Consider the following 20,869-nt stretch of genomic DNA (forward strand, 5'->3'; position numbering starts at 1 on the left):
CGATGGAGGCCTTGCCGAAGACACCCAGCTTCCGGCTGGATGGCAGGCGCGCGCTGGTGACGGGGGCGGGGAGGGGCATCGGCCTCGCCTGCGCCGCCGCACTGGCGCAAGCCGGCGCGCATGTGACTCTGGCCGCCCGCAGCGGCGAGGAGATCGCGGCTGGTGCTGAGGCCATCCGGGCCGCGGGCGGGCAGGCGGATTGGGTCCGTCTGGACGTCAGCGACGTGGCGGGCACGGCCCGATCGCTCGATGCGCTGGCGCCCTTTGACATCCTGCTCAACAATGCAGGGACCAATCGCCCCAAGCCTTTCACCGAGGTATCGGAGGAGGATTATGACGCGGTGCTGGGCCTTAACCTGCGCGCCGCTTTCTTCGCCGCGCAGATCGTGGCGCGGGGCATGATCGCGGCGGGCCTGCGCGGCTCCATCATCCATATGGGCTCGCAGATGGGCCATGTCGGCGGTGCGCGAAGGTCGCTTTACTGCGCATCCAAATGGGGGCTGGAGGGGCTGAGCAAGGCGATGGCGCTGGACCTCGCGCCGCATGGCATCCGCTCCAACACCATCGCTCCGACCTTCATCGAAACCCCGATGACCCGGCCCTTTTTCGAGGACAAGACGTTCCTTGCCAGTGTGCTGGACAAGATCAAACTGGGTCGGCTCGGCTCGGTCGAGGATTTGATGGGCGCGGTGGTCTTCCTCGCGTCCGACGCCAGCGCGCTGATGACCGGCACCAGCCTGATCGTCGATGGTGGCTGGACCGCCGAGTAATGAAAGGCCCGGCGGCTGCGTCCGCCGGGCCTTCAGCCGCGCTCAATAATGGTTCGCCAGCCGGTGCAGTCCCGCGCCCAGCGCCGCGCCGACCGCTTCGGGCGGATCGCCTGCCAGCTGCATCTTGCCGACCGCGATGCTGGTTTCCACCACATGCCGACACCGATCGTAACGTCGCGCTTCATAGGCCTCCAGGCCCGCCTCGATACTCGCCGCCCGGTCCAGTTCCTCGGCCAATACCAGCGCGCTTTCCACTGCCATGCCTGCGCCCGACGCCATGTGCGGGGTGGTCGCGTGAACCGCGTCGCCCAGCAGCACGATATGCCCCATATGCCAGGGACCAGGCTGCAAGGCGGCGGCCAGCGGGCGATAGTTGATCCAGTCATGGCGGGTCATATTCTCCCGCACCCACGCGATATTGCCGCCGAAATCGGCCAGATTGTCGTGCAACCGCGTGAACAGCTCCTCGTCGGTGAAGTGAACCTCGCGATGTTCATGCGGCGTCAGCATCCACAGATAGACCATGTCCTGCGCGCACCGATTGATGCCGACAGGGAAGCGATGACCAAGATAGATCTCGCCGTTCTCCAGCGCCGGCGGCCGCTTCATCGACACGCGCCAGCATCCCTGGCCGGTGGGTTGCGCTTCGGCCATGTGCGGGAAAGCCATGCGCCGCACCGCCGAATAGATGCTATCAGCACCAACGACCAGGTCGAAGCGCCCTTGCGTTCCGTCGGTGAAGGCCACGTCCACGCCGCCATCGCGGTTGTCGAGCGCGCTGACCGACAGGCCCAGCCGGACATCGATCCCTAGCGCATTGACCCGCGCCTGCATGATCCGATGCAATTTCGGCCGCATGATGCCACCGGTGGCGGGCAATCCTTCCTCCAGCGCGGGTTCATCCAACTGCTGCAAGCGCAGCCCGTCATAGCGGAAGATGGTCGCCCCCTCGGCAATTGCGCCCTGCTCCTTGATCGCGTCGAGCAGCCCCAGATGGCGATAGGCACGCAATGTCGGCCCGGTAATGGTGATGCCCGCGCCATAGACCCGCCATTCCGGGTCGATGTCGATCAGCGTAACCTTCGCGCCCAGTTCGGCGAAGCGGATCGCCGACGCCATGCCGCCAATGCCGCCGCCGACGATCAATATCTGTTTACCCGCAATCATGATGTCGTGCCTCTCCCGGAAAACCTTCTGACCCTTGCTGCTATCGGGAGCCGGACGGCGGCGAAAATGCTTTGCCTCAATATCTGCTATCGGAAAGCTGGATAGACAGGCCGATCGTTTCGCCGTCGTTCGTGCGTGCAGATAGGTCGCATCCAGAAAATCAATGCGACAGCAGCCCGCCTCAGCGATCAATATTGCGCCAAATCAAAACCATTCAGGGAGAGGGCAATGCTCAAGATTCTGTTCGCCACGACGGCCTCCGTCGCTACGATGGCTATTATTCCGGCCGCTTGGGCGCAGGTCGCCGAACCGGCTGCCGACCAGTCGTCGGCCGGCATCGACGAAATCGTCGTGACGGCCCAGCGCAAGGCGGAAAGCGCTCAAAAGGCTGCGATCGCGATCGACGCGGTCACCGGCGACACACTGATCCAGCAGGGCATCGCCAAGGCGGAGGATATCACCAAGAGCGTCCCCGCGATTACCGTTACCAATGGTGGCGGCTCCAACACCTCCATCTTCATTCGCGGCGTCGGCAATATCACGTCGAGCAGCTATAACGACCCCGCGGTCACCCCCAGCTATGACGGGGTCGTGCTGGGCCGTGCGGCGGGTGCCTTCGGCTCCGCCTTCTATGACCTTGCCCGTGTCGAGGTGCTCAAAGGGCCGCAGGGCATTCTCTATGGCCGCAACGCGACCGGCGGTGCGGTCAACATCATTCCTGCGCGCCCCGAACTAGGCAAGAATGGCGCGGGCTTCAACGTCTCCCTCGGTAATTACGACGCGGTCAGTGCTGACGGCTATCTGAACCTCGCCACCAGCGACACCAGCGCCCTGCGCGTTGCCGCCACGCGCCAGGTGAGCGACGGCTACAACCGGGACGGCAGTGACGACTTGAAGCGCACCGGCCTGCGCGGGCAGTTCCTGATCGAGCCTTCCGACGCGATCAGCCTGCGCATCGGCGCGGACTGGACGAAGATTGGCGGCGTCGGACCGGGTGGCAGCTATATCGGTTCCTACTCGCCTGGCCCGTCGGGCTACACATTCACGCCCAGCGGATTCGACACGTCGGAAGGGTTCAATACGGACGCCGCCAACGCCTATCGCCAGACCTTGGTCGGCGCGCCAGGCTTCGGCTTCCTCGATGCGATGAACCAGCAGCAATCGGTCGACTACACCTATTGGGGCGTGAACGCCGAACTCAACTGGAAGACCGACATCGGCACCTTCACGCTCGTCCCCGCCTTCCGCAAATCGAAGGGCGACAGCTTCTTCTACGGTCCTGCCTTCAATACCGCCTATAGTGCTGAAACCGACAAGCAATATAGCCTGGAAGCGCGGCTGGCCGGGTCCGTCGGCATGGTCGATTATGTGCTGGGCGGCTTCTATTTCAATGAAAGGATCGACGCGCAGACGGAATATAATCAGGAATTCGTCCTGCCGATCCAGTCCTACACGCACAAGACCAAGAGCTGGGCGGCTTTCGGCCAGCTGACCGCCAATATCAGCGACCGCTTCCGCCTGGTCGGCGGCGCGCGCTATACCCGCGACAAGAAGTCGATGGACGGCATCATCAACAATTTCATCACCTTCTGCGGCGGCCTGCCGCCTGCCAACATCACCCCGCCTGCCTCCTTCGCCGCGGGTTGCGCCGCACCGGGCGCGCTGCCGCGCTATCCTAATCTCCTGACCACCGGGGGCACGGTTAACTGGCTCGTCAGCAATGGCTGGATCGCGGCAGGCAGCACCGATCAGGCCAACCCGCAGGTGTTTCCGCTGCTGAACGGCGTCGGCACCATCCTCAAAACCTATAATCCGGTGGTCGACAGCGGCACCTATTCGCGCATCACCTGGAAGGCGTCGGCGGAATTTGATCTGGGTCCGCAGAACCTCCTCTATGCGACCGTCGAAACCGGCTATCGCGCGGGCGGCTTCCAGTTGGCCGAAGGCAAATCCAGCTATGATCCGGAATTCATCACCGCCTACACGGTGGGATCGAAGAACCGCTTTTTCGACAACCGCGTCCAATTGAATGTCGAGGGCTTCTACTGGAAATATAAGGACCAGCAGATCACCTATTTCACCGTGGATACCAGCGGCACGCTCATCAACTCCAACGAGAATGCCGGCAAGTCCACGATCAAGGGTTTCGACGTCGATGCCATCGTGAAGGCAACGCCGACGACGACTCTGAACGCCAAGGTGCAATATTTGAGAGCCACCTATGACGACCTGCATCTCTACACTGCTTCGCCCCGCGACAATATCGCCTGCCCCTTCACTCTGACGGGGGCCAGCGCAGGGGGTGCGCCGGTCAAGGACTTCAACTGCTCCGGCAAACCCCTGCTCTATTCGCCCAAATGGACCGTGAATCTGGGCGCGGAACAGGTTGTGCCGCTCGGCCGCTCGCTCGAACTGGTGGGCAATGTCGCGACCGCTTGGCGCGACGATCAGTGGGGCGCGTTCGAATATCTCGATTTCGAACATATCCGCGCCTATTGGCAGACCGACCTCAACCTGACCCTGCGCGCGGCCGACGGCGGCTGGTCGCTCGGCGCCTTCCTCTACAATCTGGAAAACAAGCGCCGGGTCGCCACGCCGCAACGCTCGCCGATCGGCATGGCGATCGCCCGCTACACCGCGCCGCAAACCTATGGCGTGCGCTTCTCGGCGAATTTTTGAGCGAACGGTGGATGACGAAAAGGTGCGGGATCATTATGCGGATCGGTATTAGATCATGACAGTCATCGTCACTGGCGCAGGCGGTTTCGTCGGCCGCCAACTGGTGCGGCGGCTGTTGGCGGCGGGTCATGACATTGTCGGCATGGACAGCGCAGCGGGCGGCATCCCCGCCGGTGCGCGCGCGGTCGCGGGTGACATCGCGTCCCCCGCCGTCCGTGCCGACGCCTTGCGCGACGGGTGCAGTGCGATCGTCCACCTCGCCACCGTGCCGGGCGGTGCAGCCGAAGCCGATCCCGCCGCATCGCGCCGCATCAATATCGACGCGATGTACGACCTGCTGGACGAGGCGAAGGCAGCGGGCCATCGCCCCCGCATCGTCTATGCCAGCTCGATCGCTGTGTTCGGCGATCCGTTGCCCGCCGGTGGCGTCGATGACCAGACCCCGCTTGCTCCGCGCATGGTCTATGGCGGGCATAAAGCGATGATGGAAATCGCTGTCGCCATGATGCACCATCGCGGCGAAATCGACGGGATCAGCGTCCGCCTGCCCGGCATCCTTGCCCGGCCCAAGGGACCGTCGGGCATGAAATCCGCTTTCATGAGCGACCTGTTCCACGCCCTGCGTGCGGGCCAGACTTTCGTCTGTCCGGTGTCGCAGGGCGCGACCATCTGGGCGCAATCGGTCGCCTGCTGTGCCGACAATCTGGTCCACGCGCTGACCATGGACGCATCGCTGATGCCTGCCACCCGCGTCGTGACCCTGCCTGCTCAGCGCATCACCATGGGCGATCTTGCCGCCGAAATCGCTAGCCAGTGCGGCGTATCGGCCGATCTTGTCAGCTATTGTCCCGACGTCGGGCTGGAGGCGGCATTTGGCGCCCATCCCCCGCTCGCCACGCCCGCCGCCGACCGTGCCGGCTTTGCCCATGATGGCGACCCTGCTACATTGGTCACCAACGCATTGTCGGTGATAGCGGCAGGCTGAACGGGAGACGGACATGCGCTTCGACAGGCTGGACCTCAACCTTCTGGTGGCGCTCGACGCGCTACTGGCTGAGCGCAGCGTCAGCCTCGCGGCGGATCGCATCTGCCTGTCCCAGTCCGCTACCTCATCGGCATTGGGCCGCCTGCGCGATTATTTCGCCGACGACCTGCTGGTGCAAAAGGGGCGTCAGATGGTGCTGACCGCGCGCGCGGAAGGGCTGGTGGAGCCGGTCCGCGCAGTGCTGGAACAGATCCGCTCGACCATCGCCGTGCCGCCGCCGTTCGACCCCGCCACGTCCGACCGGACGATCCGCATCATGGCGTCGGACTATATTACCGAAGTGCTGCTGGCCGTCTCCATGATCGACCTGCAACAGCAAGCGCCCGGCATGCGGTTCGAAATCCAGTCGCTGAGCGAGTCTCTGCTGGAATCGCTTGAGCGCGGCGCCGTCGACCTTCTCATCACGATCGACTATGCGATTTCCGCCGACCATCCCAGCCAGATTTTGTTCGAGGATGACTATGTCGTCGTCGGCTGGAACGGTAATCCGGCCATGGCCGGGCCGATGACCAAGGAGCTTTATTTCGCGCTTGGCCATGTGACCGCCCGTTTCGGCCGCGCCCGCGTTTCCGCGTTCGAGGACTGGTTCGTGCGGCGGCAGAAGCGCCAGCGGCGGCTGGAGATCGTCACCCATAGCTTCCTGTCGCTTCCCGGCCTGGTCATCGGCTCCCAGCGGATCGCGACGATGCACCGGCGATTGGCGACCCGTATGGCGGCCTATCTGCCGCTGACCCTGCGCGAAGTACCGATGGATATCCCGCCCATTCGCGAAGCGATCCAGTGGCATATCTCCAGCAACAATGATCCGGCCATCCGCTGGGTCGTGGAACGGATCATGTCCGATGCGCAGATGCCCGTTGTGCCGAAGCGCGATCAGTCCGTCATATCGCTGGACGAAGCGCGTGTGTCGCGCGAGGAATTGGCGGCGCAATTTCAGAGCGACACGACACCCAAGTCGCGCGGCTAAAGCCTTTGTCAGGCAGGTGGAATTACCGGCTGACCCGGAAAAATGCGGCAAACCAAAAACGTAGAGCAGCTACGCCGATGCAATCGGATCGGAAGCGGCTCTAATCCTCGTCCATCCTGTCGAAGGCCGCTCGCGCCTCATGGATGCGCGCGCCGCTGGCCTGCACCCAGCCCAGCAGTCGGCGCGCTTCCCCGACCAGCTCGATGCCTAAAGGCGTCAGTGCATAGCCCACCTTGGGGGGCACGTCTCCGCTCACTGATCGCGCCACCAGGCCATTGCGCTCCAGCAGCCGCAATTTGAGCGTCAGCATCCGCTGGGAAATCCCGCCTTCCGCGCTCAACCGGTCGAGCAGCCTGCGCAACTCCGCATGGCGAAAGGGCGCAACCGCCAGCAACAGCAGCAGCAGCATCGACCAGCGATCCCCCAGCAGCCCGAATATGCTGCGGATCGGCCCATCGCGCTCTGCGCCATGATCCGCCATATCCTGTGCCAGCGCCGCCAGCCCTGCGCGCGCGGGCGCGTCGAAATCGTCGAAATCCATGGTCCGTCCACATTATGGAGGGCACAAAAAAGTGCCGTCTTCCCGCCTTTGCTGCGCAGCATATGATGCCCGCCGACAAGAGCAAGAGAGGAGAGGGCGATGCAGGCTGATGCGATCCGGCTGGACGGGAAAGTGGCGATCATCACGGGCGGCGCGGGCGGGATCGGCGCAGCGACGGCGCAACTGATGGCAGCGCGTGGCGCGCGCGTGGCGATTGCCGACATCGCCTTTGACGCCGCGCAGGCGCTGGCGGCGACCTTGCCCGATGCGCTGGCCATTGCGCTCGACCTGGAGAGCGAAACCTGCACGCAGGACATGATCGCTGCCACCGTCGCCCATTTCGGTCGGCTCGACATTCTCCACAATAATGCGGCCCTGCTTGGTCCCGACATCGCGCAGCAGGATGGCGATATCGAGCATATGGCGACCGCGCTGTGGGATCGGACCTATGCCGTCAATGTCCGCGGCACCATGGTCGCCTGCCGCGCTGCGCTGCCCCATTTGCGCGCCACGCGCGGCAATATCGTCAATACCGTCAGCAATCTGGCGCTGCAGGGGCATATGATCCAGGCGGCCTATAGTTCGTCCAAGGCAGCGATCATCCAGATGACCCGCTCGATCGCCGCCAGCCACGGCCCCGATGGCATACGCTGCAACGCGGTCGCGCCCGGCATGACCATGACGCCCGCACTCCGCGCCGCCTTCCCGCCACCCTTGCGCGAAGCGGTGGAGGCCGAAACCCTGCGTGACCAGCTCGGCGACCCGGACGACATAGCGCAGGTCGCCGCCTTCCTGGCGTCCGACGCCGCCCGCAACGTCACCGGCCAGTTGATCGTCGCCGATGGCGGCTGCGCGTCGCACGTCCCCGGCATCGCCCAATTCCGCACCTTCTTTGGAGAGCATCAATGAGCAATTACGACATCGTCGTCATGGGTGCGGGCCATAATGGCCTGACTGCGGCGGCCTATATGGCGAAGGCCGGCAAGAAAGTGCTGGTTCTCGAACGCAAGCCCCATTTCGGCGGCGGCGTGTCGACCCGCGAACTCATCACGCCGGGCTACTGGCATGACGAACATAGCAATGTCCACATCATGATTCAGGGCAATCCCATGATCCGCGAGGATGAACTGGGACTGATCGGCAAATTCGGCCTCGATTATATCTATCCCGAACTGCCCCATGTCAGCATCTGGGACGACGGCACGGTCATGCGGTCGTGGAAGGATCTCGACCGCACCTGCCAGGAAATCGCGCAATATAGCCCGCGCGATGCGGAGGCCTATCGCACATTTGTCGGCATCAGCCAGGGCGTGCTGCCGATGTTCATGGGCGGCCTTTATGCGCCACCTTTCCCGATGGGCGCGTTCGTCGCGATGATGGACCAGTCCGACGAGGGCCGCTTCCTGCTCGACGTGATGCAGCGCTCCGCCCTCGACGTGGTGAACCAATATTTTGAAAGCGACCGGCTGAAAATCCATATCGTCCGCCTCGTCACCGAAAATCTCCAGATGCCCGACGAACTGGGCACCGGCATGGGCGCGCTGCTGATGCCCGGCATCATCCACACCTATGGCGTGTCGATGCCAAAGGGCGGATCGGGCGAACTCAGCAAGGCGCTGGTCCGCGCGATCGAGCATATGGGCGGCGAAGTGCGCTGCAATGCGGAGGTGAAGCGCGTCATCGTCTCGTCCGGCAAGGCGACGGGGCTGGAGCTTATCGACGGCGAAACCATCATGGCGAAGGATGGCGTCATCGGCGCGATCCATCCCCATGTCCTGCGTCGCTTCGTGTCCGAAACGCCAGAGCCGGTGCTGGCGCGGGCCGAGCGGGTCACGCCGTCGACCTTCTCGATCAACCTGCTGCACATGGCCTTGAAGGAAAAGGCGAAACTGCGCTGGAGCGAAGGAGAGGGCGGCGTCATGACCGAATTGCTCCAGACCCACACGATGCGCGACATGCTGCTCGATTATGATCATCTGCGCCGGGGCGTGGTGCCGCCGCGCCGCCTGATCGCGGGCGGCGACAATAGCTCCAACGACCCCAGCCGTGCGCCAGCGGGGGGCGGCATATTCTATGGCGTAACCTTCGCGCCCTACGATCTGCACGAAGGCGGTCCGGCGGCCTGGGACCGGATGAAGGAGGAGATCGCGGCAGAAAGCCTGCGCCAATATCGCCTCTTCTATAGCAATCTGGACGAGGATAATATCATCGGATCGCTGGTCCGTTCCCCGCTCGACCATGAACGCGACAGCCCGGCCAGCTTCGTCAAGGGCGACATCCATGGCTGCGCGCCCTTCATGTACCAGACGGTCGGTCACCGCCCGACGCCGGATCTCGGCCATTTCCGCGTGCCGGGGATTGAGAGTCTCTATCTCGTCGGTCCCTTCATGCATCCGGGCGGCGGCGTGTTTGGGGCGGGGCGCGCCACCGCGATCCAGATGATGGACGATATGGGCATGGATTATGACAAGGTCTGCGCAGGAGCGGTGCAATGAAAAATGGCAAACCCCCGATCATGAAAATCCTCGACGGGCAGGACAAGGAACTGATGACCGTCCGCAAGATCGAGCGGGACGGCAACGCGCTGATCATCCGGGGCAAGATTTTCGGCGCGATGCCGATGGTGGCCAAACTGACCCCCGGCGAAGCGCGCGCCGCGCTCAAACTGCTGGACGCGCGCACGATCCTGTTCCTGCTGACGATGCTGTTCCGGCGGGGGTAGGAGCCATAATAGCCCCTCCCCTTCAGGGGAGGGGTTGGGGTGGGGCCATCGACAAAAAGCAGCGCGCGAGACACGCCCCACCTATCCGCCCCACCGATAGCAGCCCCCCATGAAATGCGTTTCCGCGCTGCCAGCCTCACCGCCATGATGACGCTCAGGATGAGGAGTCATGCATGAGTATATTGGGCGTTGAGAGCGCAATTTTCGGGGTCGCGGACTTGGGCGAACATACCCGTTTCTGGACTGATTTCGGCCTGCCGCTGGAGCAGGCGAGCGATGAGGAGGCGACGTTTCGCCTCGCCTCCGGTTCGCGCATCATTCTTTATCGGCATGGCGATCCGCGCTTGCCCTCGCCCGATCCCTTCCCCGGCGATGGCTTGAAAGAAACCGTCTGGGGTGTGGACGGTGCCGACGCGCTGGACCGGATCGCCGCCAGCCTCGCGAACGAAGTCGCCGTGCGCCGCGACGATGACGGCACCATCCATTGCACCTGCCCCGACGGCCAGCCGATCGCGCTGCGCGTCTGGGCCAAGCGCCCGGTGGTCAGCGAAGCCAGTCCGGTCAACACGCCGGGCAACTATCCCCGCTTCAACCAGCACCGCATCTGGCGTCAGCGAGCCATTCCCAAGACGATCAACCATGTCGTCTTCTTTTCGCCCGACTATGTCAGCAGCTTTGAATTTTACGAACGGCATATGGGCTTTCGCTATGTCGACCATAGCAAGGGCACCGGCATCTTCGCCCGCGCTGATGGCACGTTTGAACATCATGCGATCTTCTGGGTCAATTGCGACCTACCGATCGCGCCGGACCATTTCAAATTCATGCATATCGCCTTTGGCATGGACGATATTGACGAGGTGATGCTGGGCGCCAACATCATGGAGGCAAAGGGCTGGAAGAACCGGTCGATGAACAGCAGCGGCGGCATATCGCGTCACCGCATTTCGTCTGCCATCTATTATTATTGCGACATGCCGGGCAAAGCGGGTGAGGCGGAATATCACGCCGATACCGATTATCTCGACGATAATTGGGTGCCGCGCGCCTGGGATTTCCGCTTCGGCTCTCTGCTCTGGTCGAACAATGCGCCGCCCATCTTCCGGGGTGACGATATCCCCTGGGACATGGCCTTCGACGCTGACCGCGCCAGCTTTGAAGCCTATCGCAAGACCAGCCCCGGCAAGCGGCCGGTGGAGGGCAAGCTGGCCGACATCACCGAAGCGGACGAACACGCTCTCTGAGGAAAGACCCTCTCCCCAGCGGGGAGAAGGATATGCAGCCTTACCCGCGCGGAGGGTTAGGCGAAGTCGGATGCGGGGGATCGCCGCTTGTGCCTATGGCAAGCTCATCCCTCATCCTGTCCTACACGCCTCGATTCTGTTAGGCTTGGCCATGGCTCTTTCCCACCGTCCGACCACGCCTGAATGCACCATAGAGGATAGGGGCGCAGTCAGTGCGGTTCTGTGATACAAAATGTCGCAATGGCGCACTATAATGTCGAAATTGGCGGGAAATATGCGAAGTTAAGCGCCGACAATCCTATTTCTCAAGCCGCCGCTTCCTCGACAAATTCGATCAGATTGCCCGCAACATCGCGCAGGAAACATCCCTTGCCGAATGCTTCGAGCACGACAAAGGCGATGTCCGCGCCCTTGCCTTCCATCTCGACCAGAAACGCCTCCAGATCATCGACCTGAAAGGCGACATGCTTGTTGCCATGGGTCTTGAGGTCGGACGGCGGATGGCGGCGTTCTTCGGGCAGCGGGGCCGCGCCCTCCACCTCGAACAGCTCGAAGCGCAACGCGCCCTTGCGCATCATCGCCGCATGCGCCCGCGCCGCTTCGATATGGAAGCGTTTTTCGACCGCAAAGCCCAGCACCCGAGCATACCAGTCGATCGCGGCGTCCAGGTCTGGCACGCTGACCCCGCCATGATGAAAGCTGAAATCGGCCATCAGTCCATCTCGGCGAAGGTCTGCGCGCACCAGTCGGCGATATAATCGCGCATCCCCGTGCCATTGTCCGCGCCGCAATGCTCCACCTCGAAATCGGCCTTGGTGAACATGCGCAACGTCCGCTTGGGGCTGTTGACCGCCTGGTCGTAACTCAGCTGCGCGTTGAACGCGGGAATCTGCCGGTCATTCTCGCCATGGGTGATAAGGAAGGGCACCCGGATCTTTTCGACCTGCCTGTCCAGCGTGATCTGGTCGGCATAGGCCAGGAAATCCGCCTGATTGTCGAAGCCGAACACCCACATGACATGATCCCAATAATGGGGAACGGGGTTTTCGCCTTCATTGGCGACCCGCTCGCGCTGCCGCTGGCCCCAGACATGGTTCGCGCCCATGACCGCACATAGCGCGTAGCGCGGATCGTTGGCGGCAATCCGCGGCGCATGATAGCCGCCAAAGGACAGGCCGAAGATGCCGATCTTGTCATGGATGACATCCGGCCGTGTCAGCAGATAGTCGAAGGCGGGCGATCCCCAGCGCTCGGCATCGAACACCGCCGTCAGCCCGCGCTTGCGCAGTGCCTCGCCCGTGCCTGGCTGATCCACGAACAGGGTGTTGATCCCCCGCTCCAGATTGGACGCGCCATGGCCCGCCATATTGACCTGTTCCTTCATGGAATCGAGGCCGTTGACCGACACCAGGGTCGGTCGCGGCGTCCCCGACCCATCATGGACGAAGATGGCGGTGTAGGCGCTCCCTTCATAGGGTATCTCGACGAAGTCGACATGCAGGCCGCGCAATGCGCACCCTTTGCGATAGAGTTCCAGCCCGCGGTCATAAGCTGCCCAGCGCGGCGCATAGTCGCGGCTCTGCATCCGTTCGGCCGCCAGATAATAGCCTGACGCACGCAGATATTTGGAGCCGGCCGACAGATCGAAGCCCGCCACTTCGTCCGCCGCCGCATTGGCAGCGACCTGGTCCGCCACGCGCAGCCAACTGTCGAACATCAGCGCGCTGCCCGCGTCCGCCCCAGCCTTGGCGGCCTCCATGATCGGGCGGTTCGCTTCGTCGATCTCGCCATGATTGCCACCGCATACCAGCGCCAGGTTGGTGGCAAGATTCCAGACGTAATTTCCGGGGAAGGGCTCGAACATGCAGATCCTCTCGACTGTCGCGCCGCCGATATGCGGCAGCTTCATCCATCGCATCACAGACGCGCATGCATCGCGCGGATCAAATTGAAACCGTGGAAGCCCACTATCCACCATTTGGCTTTGACCATGCCGCCGCCCTGTCCCATCGGTTTGGCGACAAGAGCGAGAGGAGAAGCGATGCGGCTGGCGACGATCAGAAATGGCGGCAGGGACGGGCGACTGATCCTCCTGTCACCCGACGGCAGCAGCTATGCGGAACCCGCCGTCACCACGCTTCAGTCGGCGCTCGAACAATGGACGGACATTGCGCCAGCGCTCGCGGCAATTACGGATTTCCCGCATCCTGTCGATCCCGCCCAACTGGCCGCGCCCCTTCCGCGCGCCTGGCAGTGGCTCGATGGCTCGGCGTTCGAAAGCCACGGCGCGCTGATGGACAAGGTGCTGGGCATTGCGCCTGAAAAGACCGGGCGTCCGCTCATGTATCAGGGCGTCTCGGATCATTTCTACGGTCCGCAGGACGATGTCCCCATGCCTGACGAGAGCCTCGGCATTGATTTCGAGGGCGAGTTCGGCGTCATCGTCGATGCCGTGCCGATGGGTGTCACGCCTCAAGATGCCATGGCGTATATCCGCCTGATCGTTCAGATCAATGACTGGTCGCTGCGCGCGCTCGCCGGTCCTGAAATGAAGACCGGCTTTGGCTGGGTCCAGGCCAAGCCTGCCTGTTCCATGGCGCCCTTTGCCGTGACACCGGACGAACTGGGCGACCAGTGGCGCGATGGCCGGGTGGCCATGGACCTGCTGGTCGATTGGAACGGCCAGCGCTTTGGCGCGGCCAATGGCGACGCGATGGGCTTTGGCTTCCATGACCTGGTCGCCCACGCCGCGCGGACCCGCCATCTGGTGGCGGGCACGGTGATTGGTTCCGGCACTGTTTCCAACGCCAATTTTCGTGAAGTCGGCTCCTCCTGCATCGCCGAACGGCGCGGGATCGAGATTGTCGATGAAGGCGTCGCCCGCACCGCCTTCATGCGCTTTGGCGACCATATCCGCATGGAGGGACGCCTCGCAGACGGCCGCGCGCCCTTTGGCATCATCGACCAGCAGGTCATCGCCTATCGAGGAGAGCAATAATGACCGAGCTTAGCGATTCAGGCCTGCCCCCGATCCAGTGCGTTGTCACGGGTCACGACGCCGACGGCCGAGCGATCTTCAAGTCTGAAGATGTCACGCCCACCCGGATGATCCCATCGGGGGATGCCGCTTTCCTGCTTATTTGGACGACGGCGACGGTGCCGGCTGACAATAATGACGAGACGGACGGCCGCCTGCGCGACGCCGGCCTCACCCTCAACCAGGGATCGGTGATCCGCATCGTCGACATGCTTCCGGGCAAGGAATCGCCGATGCACCGTACCAACAGCATCGATTATGGCATCGTCATGTCTGGCCAGGTCGAGCTGGAACTGGATGACGGCCGCAAGACGACGGTGCGGGAAGGCGGCGTCATCATCCAGCGCGGCACAAATCATCTCTGGCGCAACATAACCGACAGGCCCTGCCGTATCGCCTTCATCCTGATCGAGGCACCCGCTTATCGGCATGACGGCCAGCCGCTCCCGGAGGAGAAGCCAGAGGACAAGCATTGATGGGCCTGTTCGATCTTTCCGGCAAAGTCGCGATCGTCACAGGATCGACCCGCGGCATAGGGCTCGCCATCGCGCAGATGTTTCAGGGCCATGGCGCGCGGGTCACGATCTCCAGCTAAGATCCTGCAGACTGCGAGCGGGCCGGGTATCGGCTGAAAACGCTGGCGATCCCGGCTGATGTCGCCGACGATGCGCAACTCGCGGCGCTGGTCGATGGCACGATGGCCCATTTCGGTCGTCTCGACATTCTGGTCTGCAATGCCGGGATCACGGGGCGCGCCGGCCCCTTCGCGACTATCGACATGGACGATTATGACCGGGTCATGGCGGTCAATTTGCGCAGTCAGGTTCGGCTGTGCAACCTCGCCTTGCCCCATATCGCCGCAACGGGTGGCGGCGCGGCAATCCTCGTTTCCAGCCTGTCGGGCCTGCGCGGCAATGGCGCGATCAACGCCTATGCGCTAGCCAAGGCGGGGGTGGCGCAACTCGCCCGCAACCTCGCGGTCGAGTGGGGCCCGCGCAATGTGCGCGTCAACGCCCTGTCGCCGGGCCTCATCCGCACCGAACTGTCCGCGCCGCTTCTGGCCGACGATATATTCATGGCACGGCGAATGCAGATGACGCCGTTGCGCCGACCGGGCGAAATGGACGAGGTGGCAGGAAGCGCCCTCTTCCTCGCTTCACCGGCTGGTGCTTTTGTGACTGGCCACAATCTCGTTGTCGATGGGGGCACCCTGATCACCGATGGCAGTTAGCGAAAGGACACATCTGCCATCTGGCTACGCCCAAAACGCAATTTCCGATCCACCCTGTTGATGCGATAATTGATTCGCCACAATTTGCCGCCCCTTTGGGGTTGACGAGCAAATGCGAACCTTGGGCGGCGGCGACCTTGCACAGCTGGTTCGCAGGCTTTGCGTTTCGGATAGCGGTATCGGTCAGCACGGTTGGGGGCATAGCGAAGCCCCCAAATTAGGCCCCACCGTCCGCACCTGCGAACAATCAGCGAATACCCATAAACTACCGGAAATCAGGGATTTTTCAACTGTTGGCAGGCTTCGCCAGACAGGATTTTGGAGCGAGCCGGAATCCAATCCACGATGTTTCTGTTTTTATTTTCAAATATGTAATGAAAATGAGGTGGTTAATAAGGCCCCCAGAAAGGCCCCAGTTCGTTCTTGCTGGAATCGGGAATCACATTGGGTTCCCAATTACTTACCGCAAGGCTAGGCACAAGGGAACGGACCATGAATGGAGCCAGGTAGCAGTGAATGCCCGCCGCTCATCGTCGCGCGACAGATCATCTTCTTTACGACAATGCAGCCGACGACAGACGTAAAAAGGACGCGGCATCTTTATCCCGCGCCCTTTCCTATGCGATGGCGTCGCGCTTACAGCTTATCGGTCAATTCCGGCACGATCTTGAACAGATCGCCCACCAGACCGATGTCCGCCACCTGGAAGATCGGTGCATCCTCATCCTTGTTGATGGCGATGATGGTCTTGCTGTCCTTCATCCCCGCCAAATGCTGGATCGCCCCGGAAATACCCACGGCAACATAGACTTCGGGTGCGACAATCTTGCCGGTCTGCCCGACCTGATAGTCGTTCGGCACATAGCCCGCATCGACCGCGGCCCGGCTCGCCCCGACCGCAGCACCGAGTTTGTCGGCCAGCGGATAGATGAATTCCTCGAAGGTAGGCCCATCCTTGAGCGCCCGGCCACCCGACACGATGATCTTGGCACTGGTCAGCTCCGGCCGTTCCAGCTTGGCGATCTCCGCCCCGACAAAGGACGACAGCCCCTTGTCCCCGGTCGAAGCCACCGCTTCCACCGTGCCGGAACCACCCTCACGAGCCGCCTTCTCGAACGCCGTACCGCGAACGGTGATGACCTTCTTGGCATCCTTGCTCTTGACCGTGGCAATCGCATTGCCCGCATAGATCGGCCGCGTGAACGTGTCTTCGCTCTCGACCGACAGGATATCGCTGATCTGCATCACGTCGAGCAAAGCCGCGACGCGCGGCGCGATATTCTTGCCGTTGCTGGTGGCAGGCGCGATGAAGGCGTCATGATGCCCCATCAGCTCGACAACCAGCGGCGCGATATTCTCGGCAAGCGCATGGCCATAGGCGGCATCGTCGGCAACATGCACCTTGCCCACGCCCGCAATCTGCGCAGCGGCGGCGGCAACGCCATCGACGCCTTCGCCAGCGACGAGCAGATGGACTTCGCCCAGCTTCGCAGCAGCGGTGATGGCGGAAAGCGTCGCGTCCTTGACCGCGCCGCCCTCATGTTCAACCCATACAAGCGTCTTCATGCGGCAACTCCCATGGCCTTGAGCTTGGCAACCAGTTCATCGACATCGGCGACTTTGACGCCAGCGGTTCGCTTGGGCGGTTCGACCACCTTCAGCGTCTCCAGCCGTGCGCTGATATCCACGCCATAATCGGCCGGCGTCTTCTGCGCGAGCGGCTTGGACTTGGCCTTCATGATGTTGGGCAACGACGCGTAGCGGGGCTCGTTGAGGCGCAGGTCAGTGGTGATGATCGCCGGGGTCGACAGCTTCACCGTCTCCAGCCCGCCATCGACTTCGCGCGTCACCGACACGCTGCCGCCTTCGACCTCGACCTTCGAGGCGAACGTGCCCTGCGGCAGGTTCAACAGCGCCGCCAGCATCTGGCCGGTCTGGTTGCTGTCATCGTCGATCGCCTGCTTGCCCAGGATGATCAGGCCAACGCCTTCCTCTTCCTGCACCTTGGCCAGCAGCTTGGCGACGCCCAGCGGTTCGACGTCTTCATCGGTCTGGATCAGGATCGCCCGGTCAGCGCCCATGGCCAGCGAAGTCCGCAGCGTTTCCTGCGCCTTGGCAACGCCGATGGACACCGCAATTACTTCGGTCGCCACGCCCTTTTCCTTCAAGCGGATGGCTTCTTCGACCGCGATTTCGTCGAACGGGTTCATGCTCATCTTGACGTTCGCCAGATCGACGCCCGTACCGTCCGCCTTCACGCGCGGCTTTACATTATAATCAATCACCCGCTTCACGGGCACAAGGATCTTCATGGCTCGCTCCATTTTCATAATGGTCCGACCATTAAAGAGTGATAGGCGTCTGTCAATCCCGTTCGGTCCGGCCATTGCGCCTTTCTCGGCGTCGGCTATAGATTTGCGCATCTCTATCGGAGCGTACTCTATGGCATCGTCCCCGTCCTCCAAGCCCAGTTTCGCTCCCATCAAGACGCGCCGCGCGTTCGAGGTGATCTGTGAACAGATACGGGAGCAATTGGCGGCGGGGACGCTCAAGGCGGGGGACAAGCTGCCTGCCGAACGGGAATTGGCGGTCGAGTTTCAGGTCAGTCGCAGCGCGTTGCGGGAAGCGCTACGCAGTCTGGAGGTCGCAGGAATCATCCGCAATGTGAAGGGCGCGAAGGGCGGGGCGTTCGTGCAAACGGCCGAGCCGGACCGGATCGTGCAGGCGATGCAGGATTATGTCCATCTGAGCGATATTTCGCTTGGCGAACTGACCGAGGCGCGGCTGGCATTGCAGGATATCATCGTCCGCCTGGCGTGCGCGCGCGCCACGGAAACCGACCTGGCGGACTTGGAGGCGATTGCCGAACGGACGAAGCGGGAAACCAGCGTGGAGGCGCGCTATGCCTGTGCGGTGGAATATTATGCGGTGCTGGCCCGCGCGACCAAGAACCGCATCTTTGGCATCTTCGTCGATTCGCTATCGGCGATCCTGCACGAATTTGTGCGGGGGCCGGACTATGAGACGTTGCAGCAGTCATTGATCGAATCTCGGTTCAAGCTGGTGCGGCATTTGCGGGCGAAGGATGAGGAAGCGGCCGTTGCGGAAATGCGCAAGCATCTGGAACGGGTGCATCGCCATGTCCGCAAGAACAGCAAGGCCGCCGCCAAGGGCTGATTGACCGCGCCATCTTTGCCATGCAATAGGTAGGACCATTAAATATATGGATCCATAGGTAGGTGCGGCATGGCGGATGATGGCAAGATTGTGATGGCGGGCGCGCTGGACGGCGTGCGGGTACTGGATTTCACCAGCGTCATGGCCGGGCCTTTCGCCACCCGGATGCTCGCAGACCTTGGCGCGGAGGTCATCAAGGTGGAATCGCTTGAGGGCGATCAGGTCCGTGCGCGGCCGCCCAAGCGAGACGGGCATAGCGCCTATTTCGGCAATCTGAACGCGGGCAAGCAGTCGATCGCCTGCAACCTCAAATCGCCCGAGATCATCGCGCTCATGAAACAGCTCGTCGCCACCTGCGACGTGCTGGTGGAGAACTTCCGGCCCGGCGTCATGGCGCGCTTCGGCCTCGACTTTGCGACGCTGGCGGCGATCAATCCGCGGCTCATCTATTGCTCCATCTCCGGCTATGGCCAGACCGGGCCAAAGGCGCTGTTCCCGGCCTATGCGCCGGTCATCCATGCGGCCAGCGGTTTCGACATGGTGAACCTGCGCTATCAGGACGGGGCGTATCGGCCCGCGACCAGCGGCATTTTCATCGCTGACGTGCTGGGCGGCACCCATGCGTTCGGCGCGATCCAGGCCGCGCTCTATCAGCGGGAGCGAACGGGGCAGGGGCAGCATATCGACCTGTCGATGCTGGAAGCGATGGTCGGCATGCTCGTGTTCGAGACGCAGGAGGCGCAATTTCCGGGCGACGCGCGGCGGCCGCTCTATACGCCGCTCAAGACCAATGACGGTTTCATCATGGTCGCGCCGACCAGTCCGCGCAATTTCGAGCAATTGTCGGACGCCGTAGGTCATCCCGAATGGCGCGACGATCCGCGCTTCCTGACCAATGCGGATCGCAATGCCAATTGGGCGACGTTGCTGGCGCTGACCGAGGCGTGGACGATAGAGCGCAGCGCGGCGGAGGCCGAGGCGATCCTGTCGCGCCATGGCGTGCCATGCGCCCGCTATCGCGAGATTGGCGAGTTGCTGGACGACCCGCAACTCGCGGCGCGCGGCGCGTTCGCGCAGGTGCATGACGGCGCGGGTACGTTCAAAGTGCCCAATCCGCCTTTCCGCATGAGCGGATCGCGGGTCGAGGCACGGGATCATGTCGCGCGACTGGGCGAGGATGGCGCGACGGTGCTGGCCGGGCTGGGCTTGAGCGCGGAGGTTGTCGCGGCGTTGCGGGCCAGCGGCGATCTGGGCTGACACGCGCGTTTGTAAAAGGTGCGAAGTTCACACCGTCGTGGGCTACGCATTTGCGTGGATGCGGAATGGTGGCGTGAATTTCGCAATAGGAGATTTTTTGCGAAGTTAATGCGTGTCCCTGTGCGGACGGCGCGCGGGGTGGAGACGGACGGTTGGAAAGAGCCGGGGTGGATTATGGCATGAGGTCGGGATGTAGGACAGGGGGAGGAGGGCCGATTTCGGAATGTCGCCTTACCGGCGGGTAGGAAGGGATAGCCGCCGGTCCCCCTTAGGGCAGGCGACACGATCATGAACGGAAGTGGCTGCCTGTCGCCCATCGACCAAGGTAAGACTTCTGTCCCTATCGATCCAAGCATGCCAACGTCAGCCCAACGATCCAAGCGTGACCGCGCGTTTGATCCTGCTATGGCCGAGCGCGGGCAGTGTTCAATCATGGCGTAGCCCTAGTAGGAGAAGATGCATGCTTTTTCACACGATGGTGGGGTCGAACGACATCGACCGGGCGAAGCGCTTTTACGACACGGTGCTTGGTACCCTCGGCGTTGGGGAGGCGACGATCAACGTGGCCGACAGTGGCCACACGCGCCTGATCTACAACAGCGGGAATGGGGCCAATTTCATTGTCACCCAGCCGATCAATGACGAACCGGCAACTGTCGCGAACGGCAGCACCATTGCTTTTTCATGCAATTCGTCAGAGCAGGTGAAGCAGTTTCATGATGCTGCAGTTGCCAATGGTGGCATGTCGATCGAGGTAGCGCCCGGTCCTCGCGAAACAGCGTCTATGGGTACGATCGTACTCGCGTACTTCCGCGATCCAGATGGAAACAAGCTATGCGGCATCCACTTCCCCAAATGACGCTGCTTGGCATCGTTTAGCCTGATTCAGCTGCCCGCCAATGATTTGGTGGGGCAGCTGGTCGCTCTCTTCCCGTTCCATTTTGGCCGATTGCGGAATGTCGCGTTACCGGCGGGTAAGAAGGGATAGCCGCCGGTCCTCTTTAGGGCACGCGACACGATCGTGGGCGGAAA

20 protein-coding genes are annotated in these 20,869 nt (G+C 62.5%); 14 read left to right on the top strand and 6 right to left on the bottom strand.

What is annotated here, in order from left to right; all coding sequences use genetic code 11:
* The first annotated feature begins 2 nt into the window (after positions 1–2).
* A complete protein-coding gene (locus OVY48_RS14125) occupies positions 3–770 on the top strand; it encodes an SDR family NAD(P)-dependent oxidoreductase (protein WP_313923281.1) in 768 nt (255 codons plus the stop codon).
* A 42-nt stretch (positions 771–812) separates the two neighbouring features.
* On the opposite strand, the gene OVY48_RS14130 is transcribed toward OVY48_RS14125, so the two are convergent.
* On the bottom strand, positions 813–1,937 hold the full coding sequence (locus OVY48_RS14130) for an FAD-dependent monooxygenase (protein WP_313923282.1): 1,125 nt from the start codon (positions 1,935–1,937) through the stop codon (positions 813–815).
* 228 nt (positions 1,938–2,165) lie between these two features.
* Here OVY48_RS14130 and OVY48_RS14135 point away from each other — a divergent pair, with 228 nt between their 5' ends.
* The 3 genes from OVY48_RS14135 to OVY48_RS14145 are packed head-to-tail and all read left to right on the top strand — an operon-like array spanning position 2,166 to position 6,628.
* Positions 2,166–4,616, top strand: coding sequence for a TonB-dependent receptor domain-containing protein (locus tag OVY48_RS14135; RefSeq protein ID WP_313923283.1), 2,451 nt, complete (start codon positions 2,166–2,168; stop codon positions 4,614–4,616).
* A gap of 55 nt (positions 4,617–4,671) precedes the next feature.
* Positions 4,672–5,601, top strand: coding sequence for an NAD-dependent epimerase/dehydratase family protein (locus OVY48_RS14140; protein ID WP_313923284.1), 930 nt, complete (start codon positions 4,672–4,674; stop codon positions 5,599–5,601).
* A 13-nt stretch (positions 5,602–5,614) separates the two neighbouring features.
* Complete coding sequence (locus OVY48_RS14145; protein WP_313923285.1) at positions 5,615–6,628, top strand: LysR family transcriptional regulator; 1,014 nt, start codon at positions 5,615–5,617, stop codon at positions 6,626–6,628.
* Between the two features lie 100 nt (positions 6,629–6,728).
* On the opposite strand, the gene OVY48_RS14150 is transcribed toward OVY48_RS14145, so the two are convergent.
* Positions 6,729–7,169 (bottom strand): helix-turn-helix domain-containing protein, encoded by a 441-nt coding sequence (locus OVY48_RS14150; RefSeq protein ID WP_313923286.1) that lies wholly within the window; start codon positions 7,167–7,169, stop codon positions 6,729–6,731.
* Between the two features lie 99 nt (positions 7,170–7,268).
* Between OVY48_RS14150 and OVY48_RS14155 the strand changes: the two genes are divergently transcribed.
* The 4 genes from OVY48_RS14155 (at position 7,269) to OVY48_RS14170 (ending at position 11,135) form a co-directional block, all read left to right on the top strand.
* Complete coding sequence (locus tag OVY48_RS14155) at positions 7,269–8,078, top strand: SDR family oxidoreductase (protein ID WP_313923287.1); 810 nt, start codon at positions 7,269–7,271, stop codon at positions 8,076–8,078.
* Entirely contained in the window at positions 8,075–9,664 is a 1,590-nt protein-coding gene (locus tag OVY48_RS14160) for an NAD(P)/FAD-dependent oxidoreductase (RefSeq protein WP_313923288.1), read from the top strand. Before OVY48_RS14155 ends, OVY48_RS14160 begins: the two co-directional genes overlap by 4 nt.
* The gene (locus tag OVY48_RS14165) at positions 9,661–9,891 is read left to right on the top strand and encodes a hypothetical protein (RefSeq protein WP_313923289.1); all 231 of its coding nucleotides are present in this window, start codon (positions 9,661–9,663) and stop codon (positions 9,889–9,891) included. The genes OVY48_RS14160 and OVY48_RS14165 overlap by 4 nt, the downstream gene beginning before the upstream one ends.
* 173 nt (positions 9,892–10,064) lie before the next feature.
* Positions 10,065–11,135 (top strand): VOC family protein, encoded by a 1,071-nt coding sequence (locus OVY48_RS14170; protein ID WP_313923290.1) that lies wholly within the window; start codon positions 10,065–10,067, stop codon positions 11,133–11,135.
* 305 nt (positions 11,136–11,440) lie between these two features.
* Here the strand turns inward: OVY48_RS14170 and OVY48_RS14175 are convergent, their stop codons facing one another.
* Both OVY48_RS14175 and OVY48_RS14180 read right to left on the bottom strand, forming a co-directional pair.
* A complete protein-coding gene (locus OVY48_RS14175) occupies positions 11,441–11,848 on the bottom strand; it encodes a VOC family protein (RefSeq protein WP_313923291.1) in 408 nt (135 codons plus the stop codon).
* Positions 11,848–13,044 (bottom strand): alpha/beta hydrolase, encoded by a 1,197-nt coding sequence (locus OVY48_RS14180; RefSeq protein WP_313923292.1) that lies wholly within the window; start codon positions 13,042–13,044, stop codon positions 11,848–11,850. Before OVY48_RS14180 ends, OVY48_RS14175 begins: the two co-directional genes overlap by 1 nt.
* 132 nt (positions 13,045–13,176) lie before the next feature.
* On the opposite strand from OVY48_RS14180, the gene OVY48_RS14185 reads away from it, so the two are divergent.
* The 3 genes from OVY48_RS14185 to OVY48_RS14195 all read left to right on the top strand — a co-directional run bounded on the left by OVY48_RS14185 (position 13,177) and on the right by OVY48_RS14195 (position 15,403).
* A complete protein-coding gene (locus tag OVY48_RS14185) occupies positions 13,177–14,133 on the top strand; it encodes a fumarylacetoacetate hydrolase family protein (RefSeq protein ID WP_313923293.1) in 957 nt (318 codons plus the stop codon).
* Positions 14,133–14,648: a cupin domain-containing protein gene (locus tag OVY48_RS14190; protein WP_313923294.1), complete on the top strand. Its 516-nt coding sequence runs from the start codon at positions 14,133–14,135 to the stop codon at positions 14,646–14,648. The genes OVY48_RS14185 and OVY48_RS14190 overlap by 1 nt, the downstream gene beginning before the upstream one ends.
* A gap of 161 nt (positions 14,649–14,809) precedes the next feature.
* On the top strand, positions 14,810–15,403 hold the full coding sequence (locus OVY48_RS14195; protein WP_313924789.1) for an SDR family oxidoreductase: 594 nt from the start codon (positions 14,810–14,812) through the stop codon (positions 15,401–15,403).
* 636 nt (positions 15,404–16,039) lie between these two features.
* Here OVY48_RS14195 and OVY48_RS14200 read toward each other — a convergent pair.
* Both OVY48_RS14200 and OVY48_RS14205 read right to left on the bottom strand, forming a co-directional pair.
* A complete protein-coding gene (locus tag OVY48_RS14200) occupies positions 16,040–16,969 on the bottom strand; it encodes an FAD-binding protein (RefSeq protein WP_313923295.1) in 930 nt (309 codons plus the stop codon).
* Complete coding sequence (locus OVY48_RS14205; protein ID WP_313923296.1) at positions 16,966–17,715, bottom strand: electron transfer flavoprotein subunit beta/FixA family protein; 750 nt, start codon at positions 17,713–17,715, stop codon at positions 16,966–16,968. Before OVY48_RS14205 ends, OVY48_RS14200 begins: the two co-directional genes overlap by 4 nt.
* A 130-nt stretch (positions 17,716–17,845) precedes the next feature.
* On the opposite strand from OVY48_RS14205, the gene OVY48_RS14210 reads away from it, so the two are divergent.
* The 3 genes from OVY48_RS14210 to OVY48_RS14220 all read left to right on the top strand — a co-directional run bounded on the left by OVY48_RS14210 (position 17,846) and on the right by OVY48_RS14220 (position 20,696).
* Positions 17,846–18,580 (top strand): GntR family transcriptional regulator, encoded by a 735-nt coding sequence (locus OVY48_RS14210; RefSeq protein WP_313923298.1) that lies wholly within the window; start codon positions 17,846–17,848, stop codon positions 18,578–18,580.
* A gap of 69 nt (positions 18,581–18,649) precedes the next feature.
* Entirely contained in the window at positions 18,650–19,837 is a 1,188-nt protein-coding gene (locus OVY48_RS14215) for a CaiB/BaiF CoA-transferase family protein (protein WP_313923299.1), read from the top strand.
* A 460-nt stretch (positions 19,838–20,297) separates the two neighbouring features.
* Positions 20,298–20,696 carry a VOC family protein gene (locus tag OVY48_RS14220; RefSeq protein ID WP_019051541.1) on the top strand — a complete coding sequence of 133 codons (399 nt, stop codon included), beginning with the start codon at positions 20,298–20,300 and terminating at the stop codon, positions 20,694–20,696.
* The last annotated feature ends 173 nt before the right edge of the window (positions 20,697–20,869 follow it).

The organism is Sphingobium sp. SA2, assembly GCF_032227065.1.
Taxonomy (GTDB): domain Bacteria; phylum Pseudomonadota; class Alphaproteobacteria; order Sphingomonadales; family Sphingomonadaceae; genus Sphingobium.

Bases quoted from the DNA above. Each gene is read 5' to 3' on its own strand.
- OVY48_RS14125 (WP_313923281.1), top strand. From the start codon at position 3: ATGGAGGCCTTGCCGAAGACACCCAGCTTCCGGCTGGATGGCAGGCGC.
- OVY48_RS14130 (WP_313923282.1), bottom strand. From the start codon at position 1,937: ATGATTGCGGGTAAACAGATATTGATCGTCGGCGGCGGCATTGGCGGC.
- OVY48_RS14135 (WP_313923283.1), top strand. From the start codon at position 2,166: ATGCTCAAGATTCTGTTCGCCACGACGGCCTCCGTCGCTACGATGGCT.
- OVY48_RS14140 (WP_313923284.1), top strand. From the start codon at position 4,672: ATGACAGTCATCGTCACTGGCGCAGGCGGTTTCGTCGGCCGCCAACTG.
- OVY48_RS14145 (WP_313923285.1), top strand. From the start codon at position 5,615: ATGCGCTTCGACAGGCTGGACCTCAACCTTCTGGTGGCGCTCGACGCG.
- OVY48_RS14150 (WP_313923286.1), bottom strand. From the start codon at position 7,169: ATGGATTTCGACGATTTCGACGCGCCCGCGCGCGCAGGGCTGGCGGCG.
- OVY48_RS14155 (WP_313923287.1), top strand. From the start codon at position 7,269: ATGCAGGCTGATGCGATCCGGCTGGACGGGAAAGTGGCGATCATCACG.
- OVY48_RS14160 (WP_313923288.1), top strand. From the start codon at position 8,075: ATGAGCAATTACGACATCGTCGTCATGGGTGCGGGCCATAATGGCCTG.
- OVY48_RS14165 (WP_313923289.1), top strand. From the start codon at position 9,661: ATGAAAAATGGCAAACCCCCGATCATGAAAATCCTCGACGGGCAGGAC.
- OVY48_RS14170 (WP_313923290.1), top strand. From the start codon at position 10,065: ATGAGTATATTGGGCGTTGAGAGCGCAATTTTCGGGGTCGCGGACTTG.
- OVY48_RS14175 (WP_313923291.1), bottom strand. From the start codon at position 11,848: ATGGCCGATTTCAGCTTTCATCATGGCGGGGTCAGCGTGCCAGACCTG.
- OVY48_RS14180 (WP_313923292.1), bottom strand. From the start codon at position 13,044: ATGAAGCTGCCGCATATCGGCGGCGCGACAGTCGAGAGGATCTGCATG.
- OVY48_RS14185 (WP_313923293.1), top strand. From the start codon at position 13,177: ATGCGGCTGGCGACGATCAGAAATGGCGGCAGGGACGGGCGACTGATC.
- OVY48_RS14190 (WP_313923294.1), top strand. From the start codon at position 14,133: ATGACCGAGCTTAGCGATTCAGGCCTGCCCCCGATCCAGTGCGTTGTC.
- OVY48_RS14200 (WP_313923295.1), bottom strand. From the start codon at position 16,969: ATGAAGACGCTTGTATGGGTTGAACATGAGGGCGGCGCGGTCAAGGAC.
- OVY48_RS14205 (WP_313923296.1), bottom strand. From the start codon at position 17,715: ATGAAGATCCTTGTGCCCGTGAAGCGGGTGATTGATTATAATGTAAAG.
- OVY48_RS14210 (WP_313923298.1), top strand. From the start codon at position 17,846: ATGGCATCGTCCCCGTCCTCCAAGCCCAGTTTCGCTCCCATCAAGACG.
- OVY48_RS14215 (WP_313923299.1), top strand. From the start codon at position 18,650: ATGGCGGATGATGGCAAGATTGTGATGGCGGGCGCGCTGGACGGCGTG.
- OVY48_RS14220 (WP_019051541.1), top strand. From the start codon at position 20,298: ATGCTTTTTCACACGATGGTGGGGTCGAACGACATCGACCGGGCGAAG.